At 53.7% G+C, this 22,252-nt stretch carries 18 protein-coding genes; 10 read left to right on the forward strand and 8 right to left on the reverse strand.

The genetic code is table 11. From position 1 onward, the window contains the following. Positions 1-238 precede the first annotated feature (238 nt). The gene (locus H7F31_RS07480; RefSeq protein ID WP_187103616.1) at positions 239-1,363 is read right to left on the reverse strand and encodes an IS110 family RNA-guided transposase; all 1,125 of its coding nucleotides are present in this window, start codon (positions 1,361-1,363) and stop codon (positions 239-241) included. 391 nt (positions 1,364-1,754) lie between these two features. On the opposite strand from H7F31_RS07480, the gene H7F31_RS07485 reads away from it, so the two are divergent. Beyond that, positions 1,755-3,425: a transposase gene (locus H7F31_RS07485; RefSeq protein WP_261800138.1), complete on the forward strand. Its 1,671-nt coding sequence runs from the start codon at positions 1,755-1,757 to the stop codon at positions 3,423-3,425. 219 nt (positions 3,426-3,644) lie between these two features. On the opposite strand, the gene csaA is transcribed toward H7F31_RS07485, so the two are convergent. Continuing rightward, positions 3,645-3,977 carry a chaperone CsaA gene (gene csaA, locus H7F31_RS07490; protein ID WP_187103617.1) on the reverse strand — a complete coding sequence of 111 codons (333 nt, stop codon included), beginning with the start codon at positions 3,975-3,977 and terminating at the stop codon, positions 3,645-3,647. A gap of 231 nt (positions 3,978-4,208) precedes the next feature. Here csaA and H7F31_RS07495 point away from each other — a divergent pair, with 231 nt between their 5' ends. Next, positions 4,209-5,162, forward strand: a complete 954-nt coding sequence (locus H7F31_RS07495) for a DoxX-like family protein (protein ID WP_187103618.1) — start codon at positions 4,209-4,211, stop codon at positions 5,160-5,162. After that, a complete protein-coding gene (locus H7F31_RS07500) occupies positions 5,146-5,823 on the forward strand; it encodes a DUF4166 domain-containing protein (protein ID WP_187103619.1) in 678 nt (225 codons plus the stop codon). The genes H7F31_RS07495 and H7F31_RS07500 overlap by 17 nt, the downstream gene beginning before the upstream one ends. Before the next feature lie 129 nt (positions 5,824-5,952). Here H7F31_RS07500 and H7F31_RS07505 read toward each other — a convergent pair whose 3' ends face one another. Further along, positions 5,953-6,849, reverse strand: coding sequence for an AraC family transcriptional regulator (locus H7F31_RS07505; RefSeq protein ID WP_187103620.1), 897 nt, complete (start codon positions 6,847-6,849; stop codon positions 5,953-5,955). A 37-nt stretch (positions 6,850-6,886) separates the two neighbouring features. Then, complete coding sequence (locus H7F31_RS07510; RefSeq protein WP_187103621.1) at positions 6,887-7,753, reverse strand: AraC family transcriptional regulator; 867 nt, start codon at positions 7,751-7,753, stop codon at positions 6,887-6,889. A 128-nt stretch (positions 7,754-7,881) separates the two neighbouring features. Between H7F31_RS07510 and H7F31_RS07515 the strand changes: the two genes are divergently transcribed. The 4 genes from H7F31_RS07515 to H7F31_RS07530 all read left to right on the forward strand — a co-directional run bounded on the left by H7F31_RS07515 (position 7,882) and on the right by H7F31_RS07530 (position 11,392). Continuing rightward, the gene (locus tag H7F31_RS07515) at positions 7,882-8,733 is read left to right on the forward strand and encodes an amidohydrolase family protein (protein ID WP_187103622.1); all 852 of its coding nucleotides are present in this window, start codon (positions 7,882-7,884) and stop codon (positions 8,731-8,733) included. Then, on the forward strand, positions 8,730-9,677 hold the full coding sequence (locus H7F31_RS07520; protein WP_187103623.1) for an aldo/keto reductase: 948 nt from the start codon (positions 8,730-8,732) through the stop codon (positions 9,675-9,677). Before H7F31_RS07515 ends, H7F31_RS07520 begins: the two co-directional genes overlap by 4 nt. Positions 9,678-9,699: 22 nt before the next feature. Then, positions 9,700-10,722 (forward strand): zinc-binding alcohol dehydrogenase family protein, encoded by a 1,023-nt coding sequence (locus tag H7F31_RS07525; RefSeq protein ID WP_187103624.1) that lies wholly within the window; start codon positions 9,700-9,702, stop codon positions 10,720-10,722. A 61-nt stretch (positions 10,723-10,783) separates the two neighbouring features. After that, positions 10,784-11,392 carry a class I SAM-dependent methyltransferase gene (locus H7F31_RS07530; RefSeq protein WP_187103625.1) on the forward strand — a complete coding sequence of 203 codons (609 nt, stop codon included), beginning with the start codon at positions 10,784-10,786 and terminating at the stop codon, positions 11,390-11,392. A gap of 785 nt (positions 11,393-12,177) precedes the next feature. Here the strand turns inward: H7F31_RS07530 and H7F31_RS07535 are convergent. The 3 genes from H7F31_RS07535 to H7F31_RS07545 form a co-directional block, all read right to left on the reverse strand. Continuing rightward, the gene (locus tag H7F31_RS07535; protein WP_315970553.1) at positions 12,178-13,407 is read right to left on the reverse strand and encodes an IS110 family RNA-guided transposase; all 1,230 of its coding nucleotides are present in this window, start codon (positions 13,405-13,407) and stop codon (positions 12,178-12,180) included. A 451-nt stretch (positions 13,408-13,858) separates the two neighbouring features. Next, the gene (locus tag H7F31_RS07540) at positions 13,859-16,258 is read right to left on the reverse strand and encodes an MMPL family transporter (RefSeq protein WP_187103626.1); all 2,400 of its coding nucleotides are present in this window, start codon (positions 16,256-16,258) and stop codon (positions 13,859-13,861) included. Positions 16,259-16,702: 444 nt separating this feature from the next. Then, the gene (locus tag H7F31_RS07545; RefSeq protein WP_187103627.1) at positions 16,703-17,317 is read right to left on the reverse strand and encodes a TetR/AcrR family transcriptional regulator; all 615 of its coding nucleotides are present in this window, start codon (positions 17,315-17,317) and stop codon (positions 16,703-16,705) included. A gap of 270 nt (positions 17,318-17,587) precedes the next feature. On the opposite strand from H7F31_RS07545, the gene H7F31_RS07550 reads away from it, so the two are divergent. From H7F31_RS07550 to H7F31_RS07560, 3 genes are all read left to right on the forward strand, one after another. After that, positions 17,588-18,283, forward strand: a complete 696-nt coding sequence (locus H7F31_RS07550) for a response regulator transcription factor (protein ID WP_187103628.1) — start codon at positions 17,588-17,590, stop codon at positions 18,281-18,283. Beyond that, positions 18,273-19,733: a sensor histidine kinase gene (locus H7F31_RS07555; RefSeq protein ID WP_187103629.1), complete on the forward strand. Its 1,461-nt coding sequence runs from the start codon at positions 18,273-18,275 to the stop codon at positions 19,731-19,733. The genes H7F31_RS07550 and H7F31_RS07555 overlap by 11 nt, the downstream gene beginning before the upstream one ends. Before the next feature lie 80 nt (positions 19,734-19,813). Beyond that, a complete protein-coding gene (locus tag H7F31_RS07560) occupies positions 19,814-20,935 on the forward strand; it encodes a TolB family protein (protein WP_187103630.1) in 1,122 nt (373 codons plus the stop codon). Positions 20,936-21,025: 90 nt separating this feature from the next. On the opposite strand, the gene H7F31_RS07565 is transcribed toward H7F31_RS07560, so the two are convergent. Continuing rightward, the gene (locus H7F31_RS07565; protein ID WP_187103631.1) at positions 21,026-22,000 is read right to left on the reverse strand and encodes a BadF/BadG/BcrA/BcrD ATPase family protein; all 975 of its coding nucleotides are present in this window, start codon (positions 21,998-22,000) and stop codon (positions 21,026-21,028) included. Positions 22,001-22,252: the final 252 nt, after the last annotated feature.

The raw sequence follows: 22,252 nt of genomic DNA on the forward strand, positions 1-22,252 counted from the left end.
GAGGCAAAAACAATAACGCCGGTTGGCATTCTGATATACGTGGGTTCACACAAGTTCTACATACGTCTGAAGAGCTTACCGCTAACTATTATCGATTGTCAGTCCATAAGGCCTGATTCAAAAGTCTTACGCGGGTTCCTCTTCACCTTGCCTATTTTTGCCCCCGAGGCATGGAACGATCTCTGTCCCGGATCCCCCCCGTTCTCTTTCTTTCCAACCCAATCTTTGCTCTTTTCCTTTAAGCGGCTTTCTTTTGCTCCAATCGCTCTACTTCCTTGGCGATCGCCCATACGAATCCGGCCAATTCTCTTGCTAGAGCAGCTACAAGGGTTCCTTTGTGTTTTCCTTTGCGTATCATGCTCCTGTATTTACGATGCAGACGTTGCTGTGCATTCCAGGCGATAGTCTGAATTTCGGACGGCAAACCGGTGACTCGTTCTCTCATCTTTCGCTTAACCGCCGGACTATAACGGTAGCTCCAAGCAGACTCCACTAGCACTCTGCGCAAATGAGCGTTGCCCGCCTTCGTCAGTCGGCCTTGCCAGCGCGTTTCGCCACTTGATCGCTCGCTAGGGACGAGACCGCAATAGCTCATGAACGCCGATGCACTTGGAAACCGCGAGATGGTACATATCTCCGACGCTAGCGTGGTAGCTGTCAGCACAGCAACGCCTCGCAAGGCTTGAAAAGCCTGGATAAGGGGAGCTTGATGACTCACTTTCTCTTGCTCCTCGATTTCCTTCTCGTAACGCTTCATGCGCTCCTTGGTCTCCCGAATAGTTTCCCGATATTCTTGGAACACCACACGCTGACTATCTTCGGTGAACTGGAGCGTATCCAGCCATTCTTCATAGGCATGCGTCCAAGGGGTTGCTCCATTTGGAGGGGAAAGCTGGTGTCTTAATAACAATTTGCCCAGACGCTGCTTGTGTCGGTTCAAGTCCTCCTTGGCATCTTCCCTTGCACGAACGAGGTCTCGCAACGATTCGTCTTTAAGCGTCGGGATGTAGATCGAAGTTAATTCGCCTGAACGAAACAGTTGGGCTAGCCGGAGCGCATCCCGTTTGTCCGTTTTTATCCGATCTCCTGCACGTTTAGGGATGAGCGAAGGGGCGATTACGGTACAGGAAACATCCATCTCTAGCAGCCAGCGATAGAGGACATAGCCCGTTGGGCCAGCTTCATAACACACTTCCAATGTCATGTCTGTTGACCGTACTTGCTGAACCCACTTGCGTACCGCTTCCTTTGTATGGGGAATGCTCCCCCAGTAGCGAGGATCTTGCTTGCCTTCGTCCGCGATAGCAATTGCAATTTTTTGTTTGGACACGTCTAGGCCAACGTACTTTGTGGTAAGACTCATAGTAGAAACCGACTCCTTTGTTTGGTAGCTCTGATTTGGCATTCTAATGGGTGTTTCACAAACTCCATTATTTCCAAACTAATCTACGTAGAAGCAAAGTGATGTCGGTTTCGTTCATTATAACTATTAGTCCTTGGCTGCTGCTTTTTTTTTGAAATATAGGAAAGCATTAATAGAAATGATGCAACTTAATGTTCGATTTTTAACCTCAACCAAATCTAACGGACAGAAAAATCACAATTGGGTCGTAATGGAACCAATTTAAGCGATGATGATGCCAATAAGGTCGTGTATGAGGCTGTCGATTCATTGTGAGTAACTGAAATTCCATATTCCATCCCCCCCGAACCCAGGTATAATGGAAAATATACTTGGGCCGGGGGTTTGTGCTGTGTTGAATAGACGTGTGCGTTACAAAGAGTTCGATCAAATGTCTTTTGCAGATATGATGGTATACTCCAAGCTTCCTGAGCATCCTTTTTGGAGTCACTTAGAGAAGAAGATAGACTTTTCTTTTGCAGATTCACTGTGCTCCGTGCTCTACTCGGGGCGCGGACAGCACCCATATGCGCCTTCACTGAAGCTTAAAGTCCATCTCATTCAGATATACTACGGTCTTTCCGACCGCCAGGTGGAAGAGCGCATAATTAGCGACTTGTTCATCAAGCGTTTCTTAGGCTTGCCCGTCGACTTCTTTGGGTTTGATCACAGTACGATTGGCTTGGACCGCTCACGTATGGGAACCGCCATGTTTAAAGCCTGCCACTTCTACATTCTTGCCCAAATGTACAGCCATGGCCTTTGGGGCGATCACACGGAGAAATGGATCATCGACTCGTTTGCCTCAAATCCCGCACTCTCCAAGCCGCGCACCTATCGCTTGATTCAACATGCTATGATCCGGGTCCTTCAACATTTAAAACGTAGCCATCGTGCGATATACCAACTCGCACTCGCTTCGGTTGAGACCGATGGACTCTACGCTCGTACCTCCGTACAACCATCTACTGCTGGTCACATGCTCGCTTTCAGCAAGTTGGTGGCACAAGCTTATGGTTTGCTTCAATGGTTTCAACTCGAGGATGTGTCTGCTTTGTTGCAAAAAGAACTCACGGAAAAAGAGCGCGAGACTTCTCAGCATTTGCAACGCATTCTGCAGGACATATTAGAGCAGAACAGCAGACCTGTACCGCCGACTGATGGCGACCCGATTGACTCTGCGCGGAACCAAACCGAACAAGAGATTGTGTTTGAAAAAATCCCGAGCCATGAAAGAGCAAAGGATCGTCTTATGAGCGCTGTTGACCCGCACGCTCGAGTCGGGAGAAAGAATACATCCACCGTCACATGTGGCTACAAACTACAAAATTTGTGTGGGACCAGCTCCGTTGTGCTGAATGTGAACGTCGTGCCTGCGAATGAACATGACAGAGAAGCTATGTACGCGATGGCCAAAGATGTACAAAGCTTTTTCGAAATTTCGCCACGCGCCATGTTAGGTGACACCGCCTACGGCCACGGGTTGCAGCGCACTATGCTTGCCACTATTGGCATCCCTGTAGTAGCCCCTGTCATCCTGGGCAGTAACCCCTCAAAGGGATACGACCTCGCCCGATTTAGCTATGACAAGGAAAAGGACTGCTACACTTGTCCGAACGAAAAGGATACCGTAAAAAAGCGTCATATTCCTCAAAGCAGCGGTTGGCAATACTATTTTGAAAAGACAGACTGTGAAAGTTGCCCCTTACGCTCGGCATGTACAACAGGAAAAGCAGAGCGCCGGGTATTTCACAGTGACTATTATGAAGTGTACGAGGCTGCCAAGGATTACAACGCTACGATAAGCGGCAAATTAGATCGTAAACAGCGCATGCTGGTTGAACGAAAGAACCAAGAATTGAAGAATGACTGTGGTTTAGAGAGACCCTTAACGAAAAGCCGAAAAGCGTTGCAGCTTAAAGGTTACTTGGCTGCCATGGTCGTTAATTTGAAACTCACGTTGAGGAAGCTACTTCCTCAAAGACCTGGGTTTATTCGACGTCGAAATGCCATTAGTTGCTAAGTAGAATCCGACTCCCCAGCCCTCCGATTATCCCACTCAGCGGTTCCCTCCAGCACACAATTGCCCCATTCCAGCACGCAACTCGTTCTTATCTACAGTGAATAGACAGCCTCTGTATGTCCTTTAGATTTTCGAAAACCTAAAAATCGAAGAATAGCGCAGGAAGGCGACAGCCGTTTCACCTTGAACGAGATGATTCACGGTAGTTACACTTCGCCATTAACCAATCGCGGTTCCATTTGGCATGGTCATATCCGGTTTCAGTAGAATGACATCCCCTTCTTCCGGGACTCCTCCGAGCACCAATACTTCGGACTTGAACCCTGCAATGCGCCGGGCGGGAAAGTTAACCACGCATATAACTTGTTTCCCGACTATTTCCTCGGCTGTATACCGCTTTGTAATCTGCGCACTTGAGGCTTTTATTCCGATCTCAGGACCGAAATCAATTTCGAGCTTAATGGCAGGCGTTCTCGCTTCTGCAAAAAATTCCGCCTTCTCAATCGTTCCGACACGAATATCGAGCTTCATAAAATCTTCGATGACTGCCAACTTTCATTCCCCTTGCCTTTAATGGTTTAGACCCAAAATACACCTCCATGCCTAGTAATGTCAATCATCCGCCTAAGGCTGGTCGAGCTTGATAGCATACAGCAGGGTACTACGCCGCGTAGTACCCTTTTCTTTGGGGACCCACAATAGTTGGAACTGCCGCTTTCGGCCGACTGGCGTTACAATTAGCACAACAACCCGGGTGAAGGGAAGAACAGGGGGAGAGCGCATATGAGAACGACGCCGATCTACGTAGAACTGGATATCGCTGCCGATATGGATGCTATATGGAGTCACACCCAGGAACCGAACTTGCACCGGCAATGGGATTTACGATTCACCGATATTACGTATCTTCCGAAAGAAGGAGAGAATTCTCCGCAAAGGTTTCTTTACCGTACTCGTATCGGCTTCGGGATTGCAATCGCGGGCACTGGCGAGTCAAGGAGCTCCAAATCAATCGCAACCGGAGGAGCGCTCTCCACGCTCGTATTCGAATCCGAGCAGCCGATTTCGCTTATACGACGGGGCGGCGGCTACTGGCGGTACAAGCCAAACGGCGATCGAGTAACCTTTAGCACGAAGTTCAATTATACGACGAGGTTCGGAATTGTCGGCCGGCTGTTGGACCGGCTGGCATTCCGTCCGTTGTTCGGTTATGCGACCGCCTGGAGCTTCGATATGCTGCGGATCTGGTTAGAGCGCGGCATCGCGCCTGCCGTTACGATTCAGAGAGCGGTCATTCATTATGCGTGCGTAGCGTTATTGTCTCTCCTGTGGCTATATGAGGGGCTTGTGCCGAAGCTGATCAGTCCGGATAGCGGGGAGCTTCAACTCTATCGGGCGACCGGCTTGTTCCCGAACGTGGAGCATGTATTGCTGCCTTTGTTGGGAGTGGCGGAGATCGGCATGGGGATTGCGATAGCGATATGGCACCTACGAAGAGCGGCTTATGTCGGCCAATCTATCTTGCTCGTCCTGCTGGGGGGCGCGGCGATTGCCGGAACGCCGGAGCTGCTGTTATCGCCATTTAATCCCCTCGTGTTGACTGTTCCCATGCTGGCATTGGCGATTATTGCCGCTATGACGGCGTCTGGCGTACCGATGGCCGGCCGTTGCCGTCGGAGAAGCGAGGATGAGGTCGGCACGGAGAAAGGAGGCGGCAGTCATGAAGTCTATCTATGAGAAGGCGCTGGGCGCCGATTTCTCCAAGCTGCACCCCCGCATAAGAGAGCGCTTCGGCTTTAGCAGCTCCGACCGGGTTAAGTCCGTTGGCCGAGGGACGATGGAGCGAATCCGTTACGCCAAGCTGGCGGCACTGCCTCTTTATGCAGGAACGAAGCGGCATATCATGTTTCCTCAGGGAGGGCGCGACATCCCTTTTACAATCGAGAATTACGCTTACGTGGACGGGTATGGGAGAGAGACGGTGACATGGATTCGTTCCTTCAAGTTTCCGAACGCCATCCGCCGTTTCGACGCCACGATGATCTATAGCGATAGTCGCGGGAGGATCGTCGATTATTTGGGCACCAAGCAGCATCTCGCGGTCGATCTGCAAATATCGGCAGCTCCCAACGGGGGCATTCGCATTCGCTCGGGAGAACAGCGCTTCTACGAAGGACTGCTGCAATTCCGATTCCCTGCAAGTCTGACCGGCATCGCCGACGTCTGCGAATGGTACGATGATCGGGCAGACTGTTACCGGATTTCGGTCGAAGTAAATAATCCGTTGATCGGCACCGTATTCGAGTACGAAGGTTCGTTCCAGGCGAGACTGGCGGAGACGGAGCAGGGCGAGATTCCGCTCGACGTCAAGCCGCTGCGCGAGGAACCGCGGGAGTAGTTGAGCGGTCAAGGCTCGGATTAGAGGGGCTCCCATTAACCGAGATGATTCAGCCCAAAAACGGCAATTCGAGCAGGATTAGAGGTAGGGTTTTCCTCTAAAGCACAAGCAAGGGCGGAGACAGCCGTTTCAGCTCGGTTCCAACGCCTTCCGGCGGTATTGCCTCGGCGTAATGCCGCTCTCTCTTCGAAATACATGGTAAAAGTGGGACAGATCGCCGAAGCCCGATTGAGCGGCAATCTCCGTCATAGGCCAGTCGGTGCCCGCGAGCAGCCGCTTCGCCTGATTAAGCCGATATTCCGTCAGCAATTGCGTCACCGTAAAGCCCGTTGTCGCCTTAAAGAGCTGCAGCAGCTTCGAACGCGACACGGGAAACCGTTCCAGCAAGCCATCGATCGTAATTTGGTCGCGATACGACACCGCCATGCAGGCGACCACCTCCTGAATAAGCCGCTCGTTCGCGCCGCTTGCGAGCTGCTGCTCCGCCGGCGAATGCTGCAGCTCCCCGATCAGCAGCATCACTTCCGTCAGGCGATGCAGCATCGCGAGCTCGCGCAGCGGATCCGGCGAACATAGAAGCTCGGCCAACCCCGCGGCCGCCGAGCGGGCGCGCTCCGATTGCGCCGCCGTCAGAAAGTAGTGGCTGCTTGTCGAGGAGCTCCCCAGCAACTGGCCGAAAGGGCTTATCTTCCATCCGCATAGCTGCCCCATTGTTTCCAGATAGGCTTCGTCTATCGTCAAAATATAGCGGCTAAACGAATCCTCTCCAGAGTAGGGATGATGCACGACGTTGGGTCCGATAATCGTAAGCGTCCCGGCATGGAGCGGGTACAGCTTCTCTTCGGCGATATAAGAGCCGCTGCCGCCGAGGCACAAGTAGATTTCGCAGCCCTCGTGGAAATGCAGTCGCTTGCGGGGCAATTTCCCGGTTCGAAACTCGCAATGAACGGGATGCCGTTTCAGAAAGCTGTTCGTGACCTCGTCTCTTTCGTAAAGCTGCCGCGTCTCGTCTAAGGAGCTGGACACTCGTATCTCCTCCTCGCTTTATCTGATTAATGATCAATCAGGTTTTCATTTGATCCCGATAAGCTTTTGGCGTTAACCCCGTTAACTTCCTGAACTGCTCGTAGAAGTGGCGCATGCCCAGGAAGCCGCAAGCCGCTGCGATATCTTCGATGTTGTCGTCCGTCGACAGCAGCAGATCCTTGGCGCGGACAAGCCGCTTGGCGTTTACGTAGTCGGTCACGGTCATGCCGGTCAGCCCCTTGAAGACGCGGGAAAAGTGGCTGGAGCTGACGTCCGCGCGGCCCGCCAGCTCCGCGAGTCCTCCGCAGCCGACGGGATCGCGGTTCATGTCGCGCAGCGCCTGCCGGATCCAGGCCGGACCGAAGCCGACGGAGGCTGCGGCGGGGGCTGCGTGTACGGCAGGCAGCCGCGCGAGCTCCAGCAAGAGGCGCAGCAGATGGAGCCGGATCGCGTGCCGGTAGCCCGCCTCCTGGCTGGCCATCTCTTCCGCCATTGCGCGGAGCAGAAGCTCGATGCCGGTATGATCGGTCTCCGCCGGGGACAATTTGTAGCGCTTCTGTCCCCTGGCCATGTTGTAGCATTGAAGCGGCTCGTATCGATCGCCGAGCGAGTCGGCCTCCACGAGTGGAGGCGAAAAGAACAACGCGGTCGATACGATTGGCTCTTCGGCGGACGGGAACGCGCGGTGCACGGTGTTGCCGGGAATGAGAAACAGGTCGCCGGGGCCTTTCTCGTAGATGGTGTGGTCGATGAAGAAGGACCCCGTGCCTTCGTGGATGTATACAAGCTCGTAAAGGTCATGCAGATGGTCCGGCCACTCGTTGTCCGAATAGCGGACTCCCTTGTAGACAAGCTCGAATGGAAAGACGGGATCGAGATGGAACGGTTTGCGAACAGGCTGCAAGCGGCATGCCTCCAATCCGGTTATTGCCCTCAATATATCAAAATCGGACATATTATTGCAATGCGCCGACATTTCAATTTCCGATTGGCGTTCGTACAATAGAGGGAGAAGAGAGGAGTGATTGCGGCATGCGCATTGATGCCCATCAGCATTACTGGACGATGTCCCGGGACGACTACGGATGGATCACGCCGGAGCTGCCGGTTCTGTACAGGGATTTCCTGCCACGGGACCTGGAGCCGGAGCTTGCCAAGCATGGGCTGGACGGCACCATCGTCGTTCAAGCGGCACCTACCGTTGAGGAGACGGAATATTTGTTGTCTCTGGCAGACGCTTCGGATAACATTTTCGGCGTAGTGGGCTGGCTGGATCTATTCGATCCCGCTCACAAGGAGCATTACGAGCGGTTCCGGCAGTATCCCAAATTCGTCGGCTTCCGCATCATGATTCAGGATATGCCGGATGCCAGGCGCATACTGGAGCCTCCTTTCGTGGAGGCGCTGCGCTTTTACTCCGAGCTGGACGTACCCGTCGATCTGTTGGTGACAGCCGATCAATTGGACCCTCTGCTAGAACTGCTGGATGCCGTTCCGAACCTGCGGGGCGTCATCGACCATATCGCCAAACCGCATATTGCGGCGGGGACGTTGCAGCCGTGGACGGAGCAGATGGAGCGGGCCGCGTCTCATCCCCGGTTGTACTGCAAGCTGTCCGGCATGGTGACGGAGGCCGATCATCGGAATTGGAGGCCGGAGCACTTCGAGGCGTATATCCGCCACGTTCTGGCCGTCTTTGGCGAGGATCGAGTGATGTTCGGCACGGACTGGCCGGTGTGTCTGCTTGCGGCAAACTATGGCGAGGTCGTCGGTCTGCTGGAGGGAGCTCTGCCGAAAGACTGGGGAGAGCGGTCGCGGTCCAAGCTGTTCGGCGAGAACGCAAGACGATTCTACAAGCTGCAAGAGACGGAGGGATCGCGATGAAATATCGTTTGCTCGGCAAGACCGGCCTCGAAGTGTCGCGGCTTAGTTTCGGCGCTTCTTCCCTGGGCTCCGTGTTCCGTCAGACGGATGACGCGGAAGGAATTCGCGCGGTGCATGCGGCATTGGACGCCGGCATTAATCTGATCGACGTATCGCCGTATTATGGAGCTACGAAGGCCGAGACCGTACTGGGTCAGGCTATTGCGCAGACTTCGCGGGACCGCTTTTACTTGTCCACGAAAGCAGGCAGGTACGGCGAGAACGCGTTCGACTTTTCGGCAGCGCGGATCGAGTCGAGCCTGGAGGAAAGTCTGCTTCGCCTGAATACGGATTACGTCGACATGCTGTTCCTGCATGACATCGAGTTCGTGGAACCGGACATTATTGTGGGCGAAGCCATTCCTGCCTTGCAACGACTGAAGAAGGAAGGCAAAATCCGGTTCGCGGGCATTTGCGGGCTTCCGCTGGCTTTATTCGAGCAAATGCTGCCGCAGGCCGACGTGGATGTCATCATCTCGTATTGCCATTATTCGCTTAACGATACTTCGCTGCTGGGACTGCTGCCGCTGCTGGAGGAGCGCGGCGTCGGATTGGTTAACGCTTCGCCGATCTCAATGGGGCTTTTGAGCACGAGAGGCACTCCGGATTGGCATCCGGCAAGCGCCGAGCTCAAGGAGACTTGCCTGAGAGCGGCGCGGCTCGTGGAGGAACGGGGCGAGGACATCGCGAAGCTGGCGATTCAGTTCTCGACAGCGGAGGAGCGTATCCCCACAACGCTTGTCAGTACGGCCAACCCGGCTAATATCGCGAGAAACGCGGCATGGACGGACGAGCCGATGGATCTCGAGCTGCTCTCCGAGGTGCTTGATGTGCTGAAGCCGGTGCATAACGAGACTTGGAACAGCGGATTGCCGCGCTACAACGAATCGACGGATCGTTTATGACAGAGGGGAAGTAGGGACATAGATGAAGGGAATCGTATGCGAGGAAATGGAGTCGTTCCGCATGAGGGACGATCTGCCCGAGCCGGAGCTGACGGAAGGACATGCCATCGTTGCCATTCAAAGGATCGGCATCTGCGGCACGGATTATCATGCGTTCAAGGGGCAACAGCCCTTCTTCCAGTACCCGCGTATATTGGGGCACGAGCTGTCCGGCGTTATTAAAGCGATCGGCGGGAACGACCGCGGATTGTCGGCAGGCGATCGCGTGGCGATCATTCCGTACTTGCATTGCGGCAAGTGCCGGGCATGCCGAAGCGGTCAGACGAATTGCTGCGCAGAGATGCGCGTCATCGGCGTGCATCAGGATGGCGGAATGAGGGAACGTATCTCCGTGCCGGTGTCCCATCTGCTGAACGTAAATTCTTTGTCGCTGGACGAAGCCGCTCTAGTAGAGCCGCTAGCCATAGGAGCGCACGCGGTCAGGCGAGGCGGCGTCATGCCGTCCGATACGGTGCTCGTGATCGGCTCCGGCCCCATTGGGCTGGGCGTCATGGCTTTCGCCAAACATGCAGGCGCCCGCGTCATCGCGATGGACATCTCGCGGGAGCGGCTGGACTTCTGCGTTTCGTGGGCGGGGGCCGACGAGCGGATCGACGCGCTGGCGCCGAACGCGAAGGAGCAGCTGGCCGCGCTTACGGACGGCGAATATCCCGCCGTTGTATTCGACGCAACGGGCAACGCCAAGTCTATGGAGAAGGCGTTCGAGCTGGTCTCCTATGGCGGCAAGCTGGTCTTCGTCGGTCTTGTAAAAGGCGAGATCGCCTTCTCGGATCCCGATTTCCACAAGCGGGAGTTGACGCTGATGGGCAGCCGCAACGCGACGGCGGCCGACTTTCAGCATGTGCTCGACGTTGTAGGGCAAGGTTATCTGGACATGAGCCGCTTCATTACGCATCGTTCGTCGTTCGAAGGTATGATCGAAGCGTTTGGCGATTGGCTGGGTCCGGCGTCGAAGGTAATCAAGGCCGTGGTTGAGGTTTCGTAGATCATATACAGGGACGTCCTCCCGGATTACAATGGAAGTACAGGGGAGGAGGCGGTCGGAAATGAGCGGCAAAGCAATCTATTGGAATCATAATACGGCCTTCCATGCAGAGTTGGTTAACGATGCAAAGCGCCGAGGCGGACGCGTGCTGGATATCGGATGCGGCGAGGGGCTGCTGTTGGAGCGTCTGGCTCCGCATGTCGCGCTGGCAGTCGGCATTGATCCCGATAATGATGCCGTCGGGCGCGCGCGCAAGCGATTGGGAGCTGGGAGCAACACCGAACTGATTGCCGGCGATTTCATGGCCATGTCCGTCCCGCCGCCCGAGGAGCGATATCAGACGATTACTTGCGTAGCGACGTTGCACCATATGGAGCTTCGGCCCGCGCTGCTTCATATGCGGAGGTTTCTGGCTCCGGGCGGAAGGCTGCTTGTCGTCGGCCTCTCCGCCAACAAGACGGCGACCGACTATATCGTCGCCGGGCTGCACATGATGCCGATCAAGCTGATGGACAAGCTGCAGGGCGGCATGCAGGAGATTGGCGTCAAGCTCGCGGAGCCTCGGGAGTCATTGGACGAAATCAAACGGACGGCAAGCGAGGTATTGCCGGGCGCGAAGGCAAAGCGGCGGTTTTATTACCGTTATACGTTAACTTGGGTGAATATTTAGCATACAGCTCGGAGCTTCGAATAGATCAAAAGAAGGGGCTGTCGTCCCAAAATCCAATTAGTAATTATTCGATTTTCGAGCCCCGCGTCAAGTCGGATTTTTTCAAGAAAAGGACCTCATCTCCCACGTTACAGTGGAATTCGAGGTCCTTTTGCGTGTAAATTGGAACGTTTCCCTATCGTTTGAACACTTTTGGGACAGAATAGCGTCATTTATAAGGCCGTCGATTCATTGTGTGCAATGCTGGAATAAAGCTGCAATCCATCATCGCCAACGTGTTAACGGAAGTGAGGGCCCTTATATGGATCGTTTGGCGTGATATTAAAATCTAACGGAACTCCGCGCCGTTATTCGTGAGAAATCCAGGCGAACCGCGGACTTTTGCCCATCATAAGGGCTGTCAGTTCCATTAGAATCGCGAATTGGTGCTTTTTGAGGAAATAGCGCCTTTCATTTCCGTTACGGTTGCTCCAGTTCATTTTTTACCAGACAGTTGCCGGAGTTTCACCTATGCACAGTTATTCGACAGTCTCCGATTCACCCGTCAGGGTGAGTTTGAACTTGGATATGCGACTCCCAAACTTGTGAACAAAAGGTTGAAAAATGTAACAGACACCAGCGACGCTATTCGTCCGATTTTAAACTACAACCAAATCTAACGGACAAAAACCAGCTAATACTTGTCAAGCATTTAGTATTGGAGTGGGGCAGTTTAATTGGTATACTGATTTCTAGGCACGACTAATAACCTTCATTGGCGTGAAGGTTATGGGTAAATTTGGTTTTTAGTTTCTGTAGGGCTGCTTTTTACTAAGGATGGCGTACACGTGATGGAGAAGCTTGTTGGCGCAAGCGATCACGACCACCTTGTATGGCTTGCCCTCTTTTCTTTTCTTGTCGTAATATTCTCTAATCCTCTTGTTGGTGCTTCCCCGGATCCCGCATTGCACAGCTAAATACAACGATCGGCGAAGTCTCTTTGAACCCCGCTTAGTAATTCGTGAACTTGTGGCGGTAAATTTCCCGGAACTAAAGATTCCAGGGTCTAATCCCGCATACGCCACAAGCTGTTTAGCGCCTTCAAATTGTCCTACATCTCCAACCTCCGCAACAATTGCTGCAGCTAATTTATCCCCGATCCCAGGTATGCTTTTCACCAGTTCTACCTCAGGTAAATCAAATGCGAGTTCATTCATCTGTTTCTCAAGATCACTTAATTGCTCCGTGAACGAAAGCAACAAGGAAACCATACCACTTAAGGCTACGGTCTGAGATTGGCTTCTAGGCTGTGCTCTCCAATCTAACAAGATCTCTCGAAGTCGTCTTGCTTTCTCATCAACCCAACGTCTCGAACGGGATTTTCCAGCGCATGCCTGAATAGTTTCAACAAGATCCCCATCATCGCCCTCTAAACAACGCTCCAACACGCTTAGCGACGTGACAGAGAACAGGGCATAAAAGATCTCCTCATAAGCCGGAAAGACCTGTTCGAGCAATGCTCTCGCGTTTAACTTCGCTTGGACGAACATTCCCGTCACAAACTCATGCTGCCTGGTCACATGCTGCAGCTCTGTAAACGTTTCGTCCCATGTACGATGCGGTAAAACGTCCCCGCGGTAGTACATATCGGCTAGATGCCAAGCATCCGCAGCATCTGTTTTTACCTTCCTAAGTTGAGTTCCTTTCGCACGCTTAGACTGTAACGGATTAACGATGAAATGCGTCCATCCACTACGTTCGAGATAAGCTACAAGCCCCCGATGATAATGTCCTGTCGCTTCAAGAATAACTACAGGGGCAATTGCCATCCTCGCCTGTAACTCCGCTAAGAGCTCCCCTAGCCGCTCGAATCCGCTATCCCCGTGAGAGATGCTCTCCAACTTCCCGTACGGTTCGTTCCTCCTTGTAAAAGCTTGTACTACGCTAGATCCTTTCGCTACATCCACACCTACGACTGGCTGCATAACAACCTCCCTAATAAAATTGCCGGCACTCCACGATGGTTCCAAACCCATAGCTTCGCTTGTGATGCGAGGTCGTTGCCTCTACCAGCTCAAACATGGTCATTGGGGGTAGTGGGAGAACAGTTTTTGTGACGGGGTCTGACCCCTAAAAGACGCACGTTCTCCCGGCTACCGCCATCGTATACCGACCATAAAAAAAGGCCAACCAGTAATAACTGGCTAACCTGATAATACGAAAAGACGCTATTTGGGCGTAATGAAGCCGATTTGAGCGATGATGATGCCAATAGGGTTGACTATGTCCGTTAGATTTTCGAAAACCTAAATAATCGAAGAATAGCGTCATATATGTCCGATAGACGGTGAGTGATTGAACGGTTTGGTTTGAATCACCCGCGAGGGTGGTTTTGTCCAAATACAGGAAAGTATAAGCTTTTCTATACTTGGCCTTCATTTCTCGGAATGAAACTTACTGCGCCGCCAAAGGACGGCGACAGCCGTTTCACTTTGCTTCCTTGGCTTGCAGCTCGGCGATCAGCTTGTCGCCTTCGACGTCGAGGTTCGGCAGCAGGCGGTCGAGCCACTTCGGCAGCCACCAGGCTTTGTCTCCGAAGATGGCCATGACGGCCGGTACCAGCGCCATACGAACAAAGAACGCGTCGATCAAAATGCCAAGCGCAAGCGCGAAGCCGATCTGTTTGATCATAATATCATGCGTCAAGACGAAGCCGGCGAATACGGCAACCATGATGACGGCGGCCGCGACAACGACCCGGCTGGCTTGGTCGTAGCCATGGATGACGCTGTTTCTGCCGCGATGGCCGTGCACGTACGATTCGCGCATGGAGGAGACGAGGAACACCTGATAGTCCATCGCGAGTCCGTACAGAATACCTGTCACGAGAATCGGAATGAAGCTCATAAGCGGTCCGCCGGTATCCACGCCGAACAGATTGCTCGCCCATCCCCATTGGAATACGGCGGTCGTAATGCCGAACGTGGCAAGTACGCTAAGCAAGAAGCCGACCGTCGCTTTGATCGGAACGAGAATGGAACGGAAGACGAGCAGCAGAATGATCAGCGACAGGATCACGATAACGCCGATGTAGGTCGGGAATACTTCCGCAAGCCTGCTGGACATGTCGATGTTAATGGCTGTGAAGCCTGTTACGCCAAGCGTAACGCCGAAATTGCTTGCGATAGCGGAATCAACTTCGCGAAGCTCCTGCACAAGGTCCTTCGTCGCCGTGTCCGTCGGACCTGTCTTCGGAATCAGGCTGAGAATGGCAATGTTGCCTTCCGCGTTCATCCCCATCGGCTGCACGACGGATACGTTTTCGTTTTTCTGAATTTCCTGCACGATGCCCCCGAGTACCTCCGGAGCGATGACGCCTGCGGAATCCTTTGGCTCTGCGACGATGAGCAGAGGGCCGTTAAAGCCTTCTCCGAAACCGGCCGAAATCGCATCGTAGCTCTGGCGGGCGGATGTATCCAGGTTCGCGCTGGCGCCGGACGGAATGCCCAGCTCCATCTTCGCTGCCGGGATCGCCGCTGCGCCCAGCAAGACGATAACCGCAAGGATGACCGGCCAGCGGAACTTCACGATGCCTTTTACCCATGCGTCGGCGACGCCATGTTGTTTGGCTGCCGCTTTGGAGCGGTTCTTCTCGCGTGCCTTATCGGAGCAAATGCGTTCTCCGATCAGACCAAGCAACGCCGGCAACAGCGTAAGAGCGATCAGCACGCTGAGAAGCACCGTAACCGAAGCGACGAGAGCCATCATGCTGAGGAAGGAAATGCCGATAACGAGCAGGCCGCACAAGGCGATGATAACCGTCAGACCGGCGAAAAATACGGCGCTGCCTGCCGTTCCGACCGCACGGCCGGCTGCTTCGCGAGCTGTCAGGCCTTGGTCGAAGATAAGTCGGCGCTGTCTGTTCACGATAAAGAGCGCATAGTCGATGCCGACCGCCAATCCGATCATGAGGGCCAGAACAGGCGTGAACGATGTCATCGTCACAAAGGTGGAGAGGGCGAACGCGCCTCCGACGCCGATCCCTACGCCAAAGAGCGCGGTGATGATCGGCAAGCCGGCTGCGACAAGCGAGCCCAGCGTCATAACGAGAACGACGGCCGCGATCAGAAGTCCGAACACTTCATTAATGCCGATAGGGACCTCGACTGCTTTTAGCGAGTCGCTTGGCAGCGCGGTTATGCCGCTTCCGTCGACGGATTCGGTTACGGCTTCCACCACCGTATCCGTTACGCCCTGCGGCAGCGAGTTCTGTTGCACGGTGAATTGAAATTGGAACAGAGCGATGCTTCCGTCCGTTGCGATCAACACGCCAGGTACAGGCATCCCGTTGATCATGAGCGGCATGTAAGGAGGTAGTTCACCGCCTGCCGCATTAGCCGCATCCGCAGCTCCTGCCGCCGCGCCGGCGTCAGCGCCTTGAGCGGCATTTTGCGCCGCATCAGCCGCGTCGGCTTCTGCGCCTTGAGCGGCTCCTGCCAGGGCGCCGCCTTGCGCGGCTTGCCCTGCGCTCAGGTCCGCGCCGGCTGCGGCCGCCAGCTCGGCGGGATTAATAATGTACTCGAGCTCATACACCTTGCCCACGGTCTCGGTAATCGTCGCGATGCGTTCCGGCGTGTCGAGTCTCTCGCCTTCAGGCGCGGTGAAGAGCACGCTGGCTTGGCCGCCGGATGCTTCCGGCAGCTCTTGCTCCAGCTTGTCGAGCACCTTCTGCGACTCCGTGCCTTCAATCTTCATCTCGGAGCTGACGCTCATGCCGTTGATGCCGAGCATGGCGCCGACGATCCCGATGATCAGAATCCATGCTGCTATAAACGCCCAAGGCTTGCCAAAGGCGGATTTGCCGATACGATACAATAATTTGGACATGCAGTTAGTGTCTCTCCTTTGGTAATGAAGTTTTGCAAGTATTTCGAAGCAAACGATCTCGACATGGTGCAACGGTCTAACGGACATCGGAAGCGCTATTGTCGCTCAAATGACGTCTTGGATCCTGTAACGGACACAGGATACCTTATTCGTCCCGATAACGAGTACAGCTGCCTGGATTCAACGAAATAACGTTCGTGGTGTCCGATACATTTTCGTTATGTTCGAAATTGGGCAAATAGCGTTCATAGTGTCCGTTAACGAGAGTCGAGTCATCCCATCGATGGCATGCACGGGATCACGAGCGCAAATAGCGGCTGATCCTCAGCAGACGAGTCCCTTTCCAATCTGAGCGTATGCCGGTTTCAGAGAAAGGCGGAACGGACCTGTCACAGTTCGTGCTAATCGCTCGCCCGCCGCCGTAATAGCCGCTCTATCCCCGCGTCAGAACCCTTGCCTCAAGTAGCCGAACACCTTTTCGAAGTAGTCGTCGAACGACTCGGCGCCGGGATCGACGTCCGGCGATTCGCCCGGGAGCAACACGCGGAGCGTTCCGTCGAGCAGGGGCACGATGGTCGAACATACGGAGCCGGCCAGCAGATACGTGTAATCGGGTGAATGCGTCTCCCGGAACAGACCTGTCAATAGATTTTGCGCTTCCCGCTGCAAGAGATGCACCGCGCTCAGCGTGTAAGGCTTCAAGGTGGGATAGCTCTTGGAAAGAGTAAAGAGTTGCTTCATCCTGCGAAGGGATTCCTCTGCCAGCTGCATCTTCACGAATTGGTACATGGCGTCGATGGGCGAGGTGGAGTCGGGCATCCGGTTCAGCAGGTCGTAGAATTCGCTGACGTCGTGATACGGCACCGTTGCGGTAGCCACGGCTTCTTCCTTGCAGGAGAAGTAGTTCGCGAACGTGCGGCGGGAGTACCCGGCCCGCTGGACGATATCCTCCACGACGAAACCGTCCATCCCGCGTTCCAGCGCCAGCTGAAATGCGGCTTCCGCCAAAGCGTGCGCCGTCGCTTCTTTTTTGATTTCGCGCAAATTTGATTTGTTCATTCTTTTTAGTCACCTCCGCTCATCAAGCACCCATCTCATTGAAGTCTGCATCCAATATAACATCGAATTTGCTCAATGGGCAATGTTGCACAATGGGCAAATATTTAATATATTGTGAACGTTTCATAACGTTTCATGATCCAGGCATCGTACTCGCCTCTGACACATTGCCGAGATTGCACGTTTATCTGCTTAGATGGATTTTGGTTCCAGCCGGAAACCCCTTATAATAGAAGCAGACGATAACGACATGGGGCAGGTGACAATGCCATGCACGAATCAATCATGGTCATCGAGGACGAAAAAGCGATCGCGGATGCTATCGCCTATGCCTTAAACCGCGAAGGGTATACGGTGGAGGTCATCGATCGCGGGGATCTGGCGGCGAAACGGTTAAGCGAAACTCGGCCCGACGCCATTATTTTGGATGTGATGCTGCCCGGCATGGACGGCTACGACGTGCTAAAGAAGCTGCAGGATAAGGGACAGATCGGCGTCATCATGCTGACGGCCAAGGAAGACATCGTAAACAAGGTGCTAGGGCTGGAGCTCGGGGCTGACGATTATATGACGAAACCCTTCGATATGCGGGAGCTGCTTGCGCGGCTCAAGTCCCTGCTGAGGCGGATGCAGGCCGTCGGCGCGAAGCAGGAGCCGAACGAGTTCCGGCTTGGCGGAGTGAAGGTGCATGTCGCAAGAAGGTCGGTTGTCGCGGGAGAACACAAGCTGGAGCTGACGCCCAAGGAATTTGATCTGATTGCGCTGCTGGCCTCGAATCCAGACAGAGTGTACGCAAGGGAGCAATTGCTGGACCTGGTGTGGGGAATGGACTATTACGGCGGTACGCGTACGGTGGATATCCATGTGCAGAGGCTTCGCAAGAAGCTGGGGCCGGATCATGGCGAGATCATCCAAACCGTGCACGGCATCGGCTACAAGGCGTCCGGAGGATACAGTGAGAATTAGCATCAAGCTGAAGTTCAGTCTGTTCCTCGCCGGTCTCCTGTTGCTCACGGTATTCGTGCTCAGCCTGCTGGTCCTGCAGGGAATCGAGCGGAATCAACGCGCGCAGACGGAGGGGCTCCTCGCGCAGCAAGCCGACACGGCGAACGTCTATTTCATCCAGTCCATCATGGAAGAATCCAGCAAAGTGCCCGAGACCTACCTAAAGACCAAAGGCGCGGAGTTCGGCGAGCAATTGGAGAAGCTGGTCAGCGGGCAACCGGTCGTCTTGTACGATGGGAGCGGCTCCGTAATAAGCAGGAGGACCGCGACTCCTCCATCCGAGAGCGTCAAGCAGACGCTGGCTTATGCGCTGGAGAACAAGACAGCTTACTTGGTGGAGGGGGACTCCATGTATTATTTGACCCCTTTGCGCGTGTTGGGCGAGCAAGTCGGCGTCGTCCAGTTCTATTATTCCCTCGGCGACCATCAAGCCTTTTATGACGAAATCAAGCAGTTGTTCATCTATATCGGAGCCGGCGTATTCGTGCTTAGCTTCTTATTGGCTTATCTGTATTTCAACTCGTTCGCTCGGGGCATCATCAGGCTTAACGATACGGTAGGCCGTATTCGGGAGGGACAGTTCGGGGCCCCGGTCATAAAGCGCAGGGACGAGATCGGAGAGCTTGGCGCCGGCATTGCCGCCATGAGCGAACGTCTTATGCTCACGATGCGGGATAAGGATCAGGAGCGGGAGAAGCTGTCGCTTGCGGTTCGCAAGCTGTCGGAGCTGGACCGCCAGCAGAAGGAATTTATCGGCAACGTTACCCATGAGTTCAAGACGCCGCTGACCTCCATTAAAGCTTACCTTGATCTGCTCGACATGTATCCCGACGACGAGGAACTGCTGACCACGGCCAAAACCCACATTGCCGGCGAGACGCAGAGGCTCTACGAGATGGTGGAGAAAGTGCTGCAAATATCGGCGATGGAGAAGTACGATTTTGAATACAACAAGGAACGGCTCGAGGTTGCCGCAACGATAGGGGCGGTGCTGGACAGCCTGAAGGGGAAGATGGACAAGTTCGGGCTTACGCTTACGACGGACTTGCGCGAAGCTTATATAGAGGCCGACAAGGATTACATGAATATCGTGCTGGCGAACCTGCTGGACAACGCGATCAAATACAACAAGGCAAACGGCTGCATCCGCGTCAGCAACGTCGCCTTGGACAATGAGGTCGTCATCGAAATTTCCGATACGGGAATCGGCATTCCGGAAGGGGTAGCGGATAAAATTTTCGAAGCGTTTTATACAGTGGACAAAAACCGATCAAGGGAGCATGGCGGCGCGGGGCTAGGCCTGTCGCTCGCGAAGCGTTATGCCGAGACGCAGGGAGGGGCCATCTCCATCGCGAAGTCGGATGGCAGCGGCACGACGTTTCGAATCGCGTTCCCGATTCAAACCCGATAAGATTGTTTACAACTTGGAAACAACTCTTCGTTCATTCGCAACAAATGGTTGGTATTGTAAGCATCAAGGAGGCGATCACATTGAACAAAACAAAATTAGCCATCATGGCATGCGTACCCGCATTGCTGCTTACAATAACCGCTTGCAGCGGGGAAGACGGAGGAAACCGCGAGATCATTCGGGAGCCAGGGAAAACTATCACCGTCATTGATAATGGGGGCAAGACTCCAGCGGCCGGACCGGCCATTACGATTGGGGGCATACAGCGATACGAGAAGGTGGATATTTTCGGCTGGGTGGACGAGGACACGGTCATTATATCCAGGGAAAACGAGAAGTTGGCGAAAATGGCACTGTCGGAGCTGTCGGATTCCTACCCGCGCAGTCTGTACAAGTTTAATCTGAAGACGAAAGAACTCGTGCCGCTGAAAGAACAGGAGAACGTCTTTTTGGGAGCGGCCAGCTTGTCGCCGGACAAAAAACAACTGATCTACCAAGAGTACACGCTCGGCGATCCCGTTTTTTATGTCATGAACCTGGAGACCTTGAAGTCGTTCCGTCTATCCGGCGAACCCATCGGCGGGGCTATGAGCGCCAGGTGGACGGACGATGGCAGCGTCATTGGCGCCTCATACGCCGGCGGGGCCTTTACGGCTACCAAGGGCGGAGACATTGCAAAGATGCCGGAGCTGGAAGAAGAAGGAGCATTGTTCCTCGTCGCCAAGCTGGGCAGCAAGGTCTTGTACAACTCCAATGCGAATGAGACGCTAAGAGTGCTGGATCTGGACAACAAAGCGATCAAGGACATGGGACTGGGCGCCGTGAGCAACATCATTCCTTCGCCTGATGGGAAGCAGCTGCTGGTGGAACAATACGAAGGCTCCAAGGTGAAGCTGTTGCTCTGCGATCTGGACGGAGGCAACGCGAAGACGATCGCGGAAGGAGCGGAGCTCGGCGGAATCTCCTGGTCGGCGGATCAGCGGCTGATCGCGTACGGCATGCAAGCCGAGGTGAGCGGCGCGACAGTCAAGGGCCTGTACGTTCATGATTTGCTGTCCGACGAGGTAACCCGGATCGCGGCCGACGTCGAAAACGTGGCGAACACCTCGTGGAGCCCGTCTGGCGACGCGTTGTCTTACTCGGTGTGGAACGGCAGCGGCTACGAAAGCAGCGTCGTCGAGATTCGGACGTCGCACGAATAATAATAAGCGGAAACGGAGTCTCCGAACTTCGTGATCGCCTGGCGAGAGCAGTGGTCGGGGTGCGGCATCTACACCCCGACAACAACATTATTATCGTACATAGGTGCTGCTCCGTAAATTGTGCAGTACCTCTTCGGTGATCGGTCTATTCAATTGGTCCATGGTATATAAAATTGCTCCTGCAACGGGAGGAAGCTTTGGTTTTATAAGGCTATACTTTTTGTTACTGCCGTTAATTAATATGTGGCTTAGGGAATCGAGGAAATAAGAACTGTTGACCACACTCCCTATTAATGTAACATTTACCGTATCGCTTGAAAAAGAAGCGGCGAGGAGTTCGATGCCAACTGTAATTTGACTAATGGCTTTGTCACACACCCTAATAGCGACAGAACTTCCTTGCCCGGCTGCTTCTGTAATCATCGGCGCAAACTGCCCGAATTTTTTGTCGCGTGCTTGCCTGTCCTCACCGAATCCTTCGCTACCAAGCTTATAAAATTCAGCGAGAGAGTGTACGCTCCAATGCTTTAGCATGGATTGAATGAGCTTCTCATCGGTTTGGTTTGTATGCCCGGCTAGAACTTCATAGGCTGCATCATAAGCGATAAATCTAGCAGCGCTAGCCGCATAATGGCGGAAGTCGTAGTTTCTCAAATATTGTCCGCACTCGGTAATGGCTACAATAATGGAGCCTGTTCCGGAGATGACGATAATTCCCGGTTTTGCCAACAATGCCCCATAATGCGCGACTACAGCATCATTAACGTGCCATTTGGGACTGGTTAACCCGGGCATGTCCGTTAAGGGGATAATCCATTCGAGATCCGCTTTAGAATCGTATCCGGCAATCCCCGCCGTAACTCCGATCACCTGATGCCGTTCTTTGTTGGCCAGCGCCAGCGCTTCCGAAATAGCTGCCTGTACATTCTGTGAAGCGGAAACATCCTTATAGATGGATGCAGCCCCTTTTTCGCAATAAGAAAGTACTTTTCCGTTAAGGTCGCAGACCAACACCCTTGTATGAGTTCCGCCCCCGTCAACCCCGATAAGAACGTCATCCGACATGATATTGAACACCTCGTTTTTTCTATTTTTTATTGAATATTATACCAAAAAAATAGGGCGGTTAATGACACGGAAGGGCCATCCTGCGAGGGATGGCTCTTTGCTCGTCTTACAGTGGTATTAGAGGTGTTATTTTGACTTTATAGTATTGATCCGTGATCGAACATCGATGGACATGCAAAAGTGACAGTTATCTAAATAACTGGGTGTTTACGTGCATTTATAAGTACACTAAGATAGATAGAACTTTTG

The organism is Paenibacillus sp. PAMC21692 (assembly GCF_014303795.1).
Lineage (GTDB): Bacteria > Bacillota > Bacilli > Paenibacillales > Paenibacillaceae > Pristimantibacillus > Pristimantibacillus agaridevorans.

What these genes read in the sequence shown, in the direction of transcription:
- H7F31_RS07480 (WP_187103616.1), bottom strand. Translation starts at nt 1,363, where the DNA reads ATGAGTCTTACCACAAAGTACGTTGGCCTAGACGTGTCCAAACAAAAA.
- H7F31_RS07495 (WP_187103618.1), top strand. Translation starts at nt 4,209, where the DNA reads ATGAGAACGACGCCGATCTACGTAGAACTGGATATCGCTGCCGATATG.
- H7F31_RS07500 (WP_187103619.1), top strand. Translation starts at nt 5,146, where the DNA reads ATGAAGTCTATCTATGAGAAGGCGCTGGGCGCCGATTTCTCCAAGCTG.
- H7F31_RS07515 (WP_187103622.1), top strand. Translation starts at nt 7,882, where the DNA reads ATGCGCATTGATGCCCATCAGCATTACTGGACGATGTCCCGGGACGAC.
- H7F31_RS07520 (WP_187103623.1), top strand. Translation starts at nt 8,730, where the DNA reads ATGAAATATCGTTTGCTCGGCAAGACCGGCCTCGAAGTGTCGCGGCTT.
- H7F31_RS07525 (WP_187103624.1), top strand. Translation starts at nt 9,700, where the DNA reads ATGAAGGGAATCGTATGCGAGGAAATGGAGTCGTTCCGCATGAGGGAC.
- H7F31_RS07530 (WP_187103625.1), top strand. Translation starts at nt 10,784, where the DNA reads ATGAGCGGCAAAGCAATCTATTGGAATCATAATACGGCCTTCCATGCA.
- H7F31_RS07535 (WP_315970553.1), bottom strand. Translation starts at nt 13,407, where the DNA reads ATGGGTTTGGAACCATCGTGGAGTGCCGGCAATTTTATTAGGGAGGTT.
- H7F31_RS07540 (WP_187103626.1), bottom strand. Translation starts at nt 16,258, where the DNA reads ATGTCCAAATTATTGTATCGTATCGGCAAATCCGCCTTTGGCAAGCCT.
- H7F31_RS07545 (WP_187103627.1), bottom strand. Translation starts at nt 17,317, where the DNA reads ATGAACAAATCAAATTTGCGCGAAATCAAAAAAGAAGCGACGGCGCAC.
- H7F31_RS07550 (WP_187103628.1), top strand. Translation starts at nt 17,588, where the DNA reads ATGCACGAATCAATCATGGTCATCGAGGACGAAAAAGCGATCGCGGAT.
- H7F31_RS07565 (WP_187103631.1), bottom strand. Translation starts at nt 22,000, where the DNA reads ATGTCGGATGACGTTCTTATCGGGGTTGACGGGGGCGGAACTCATACA.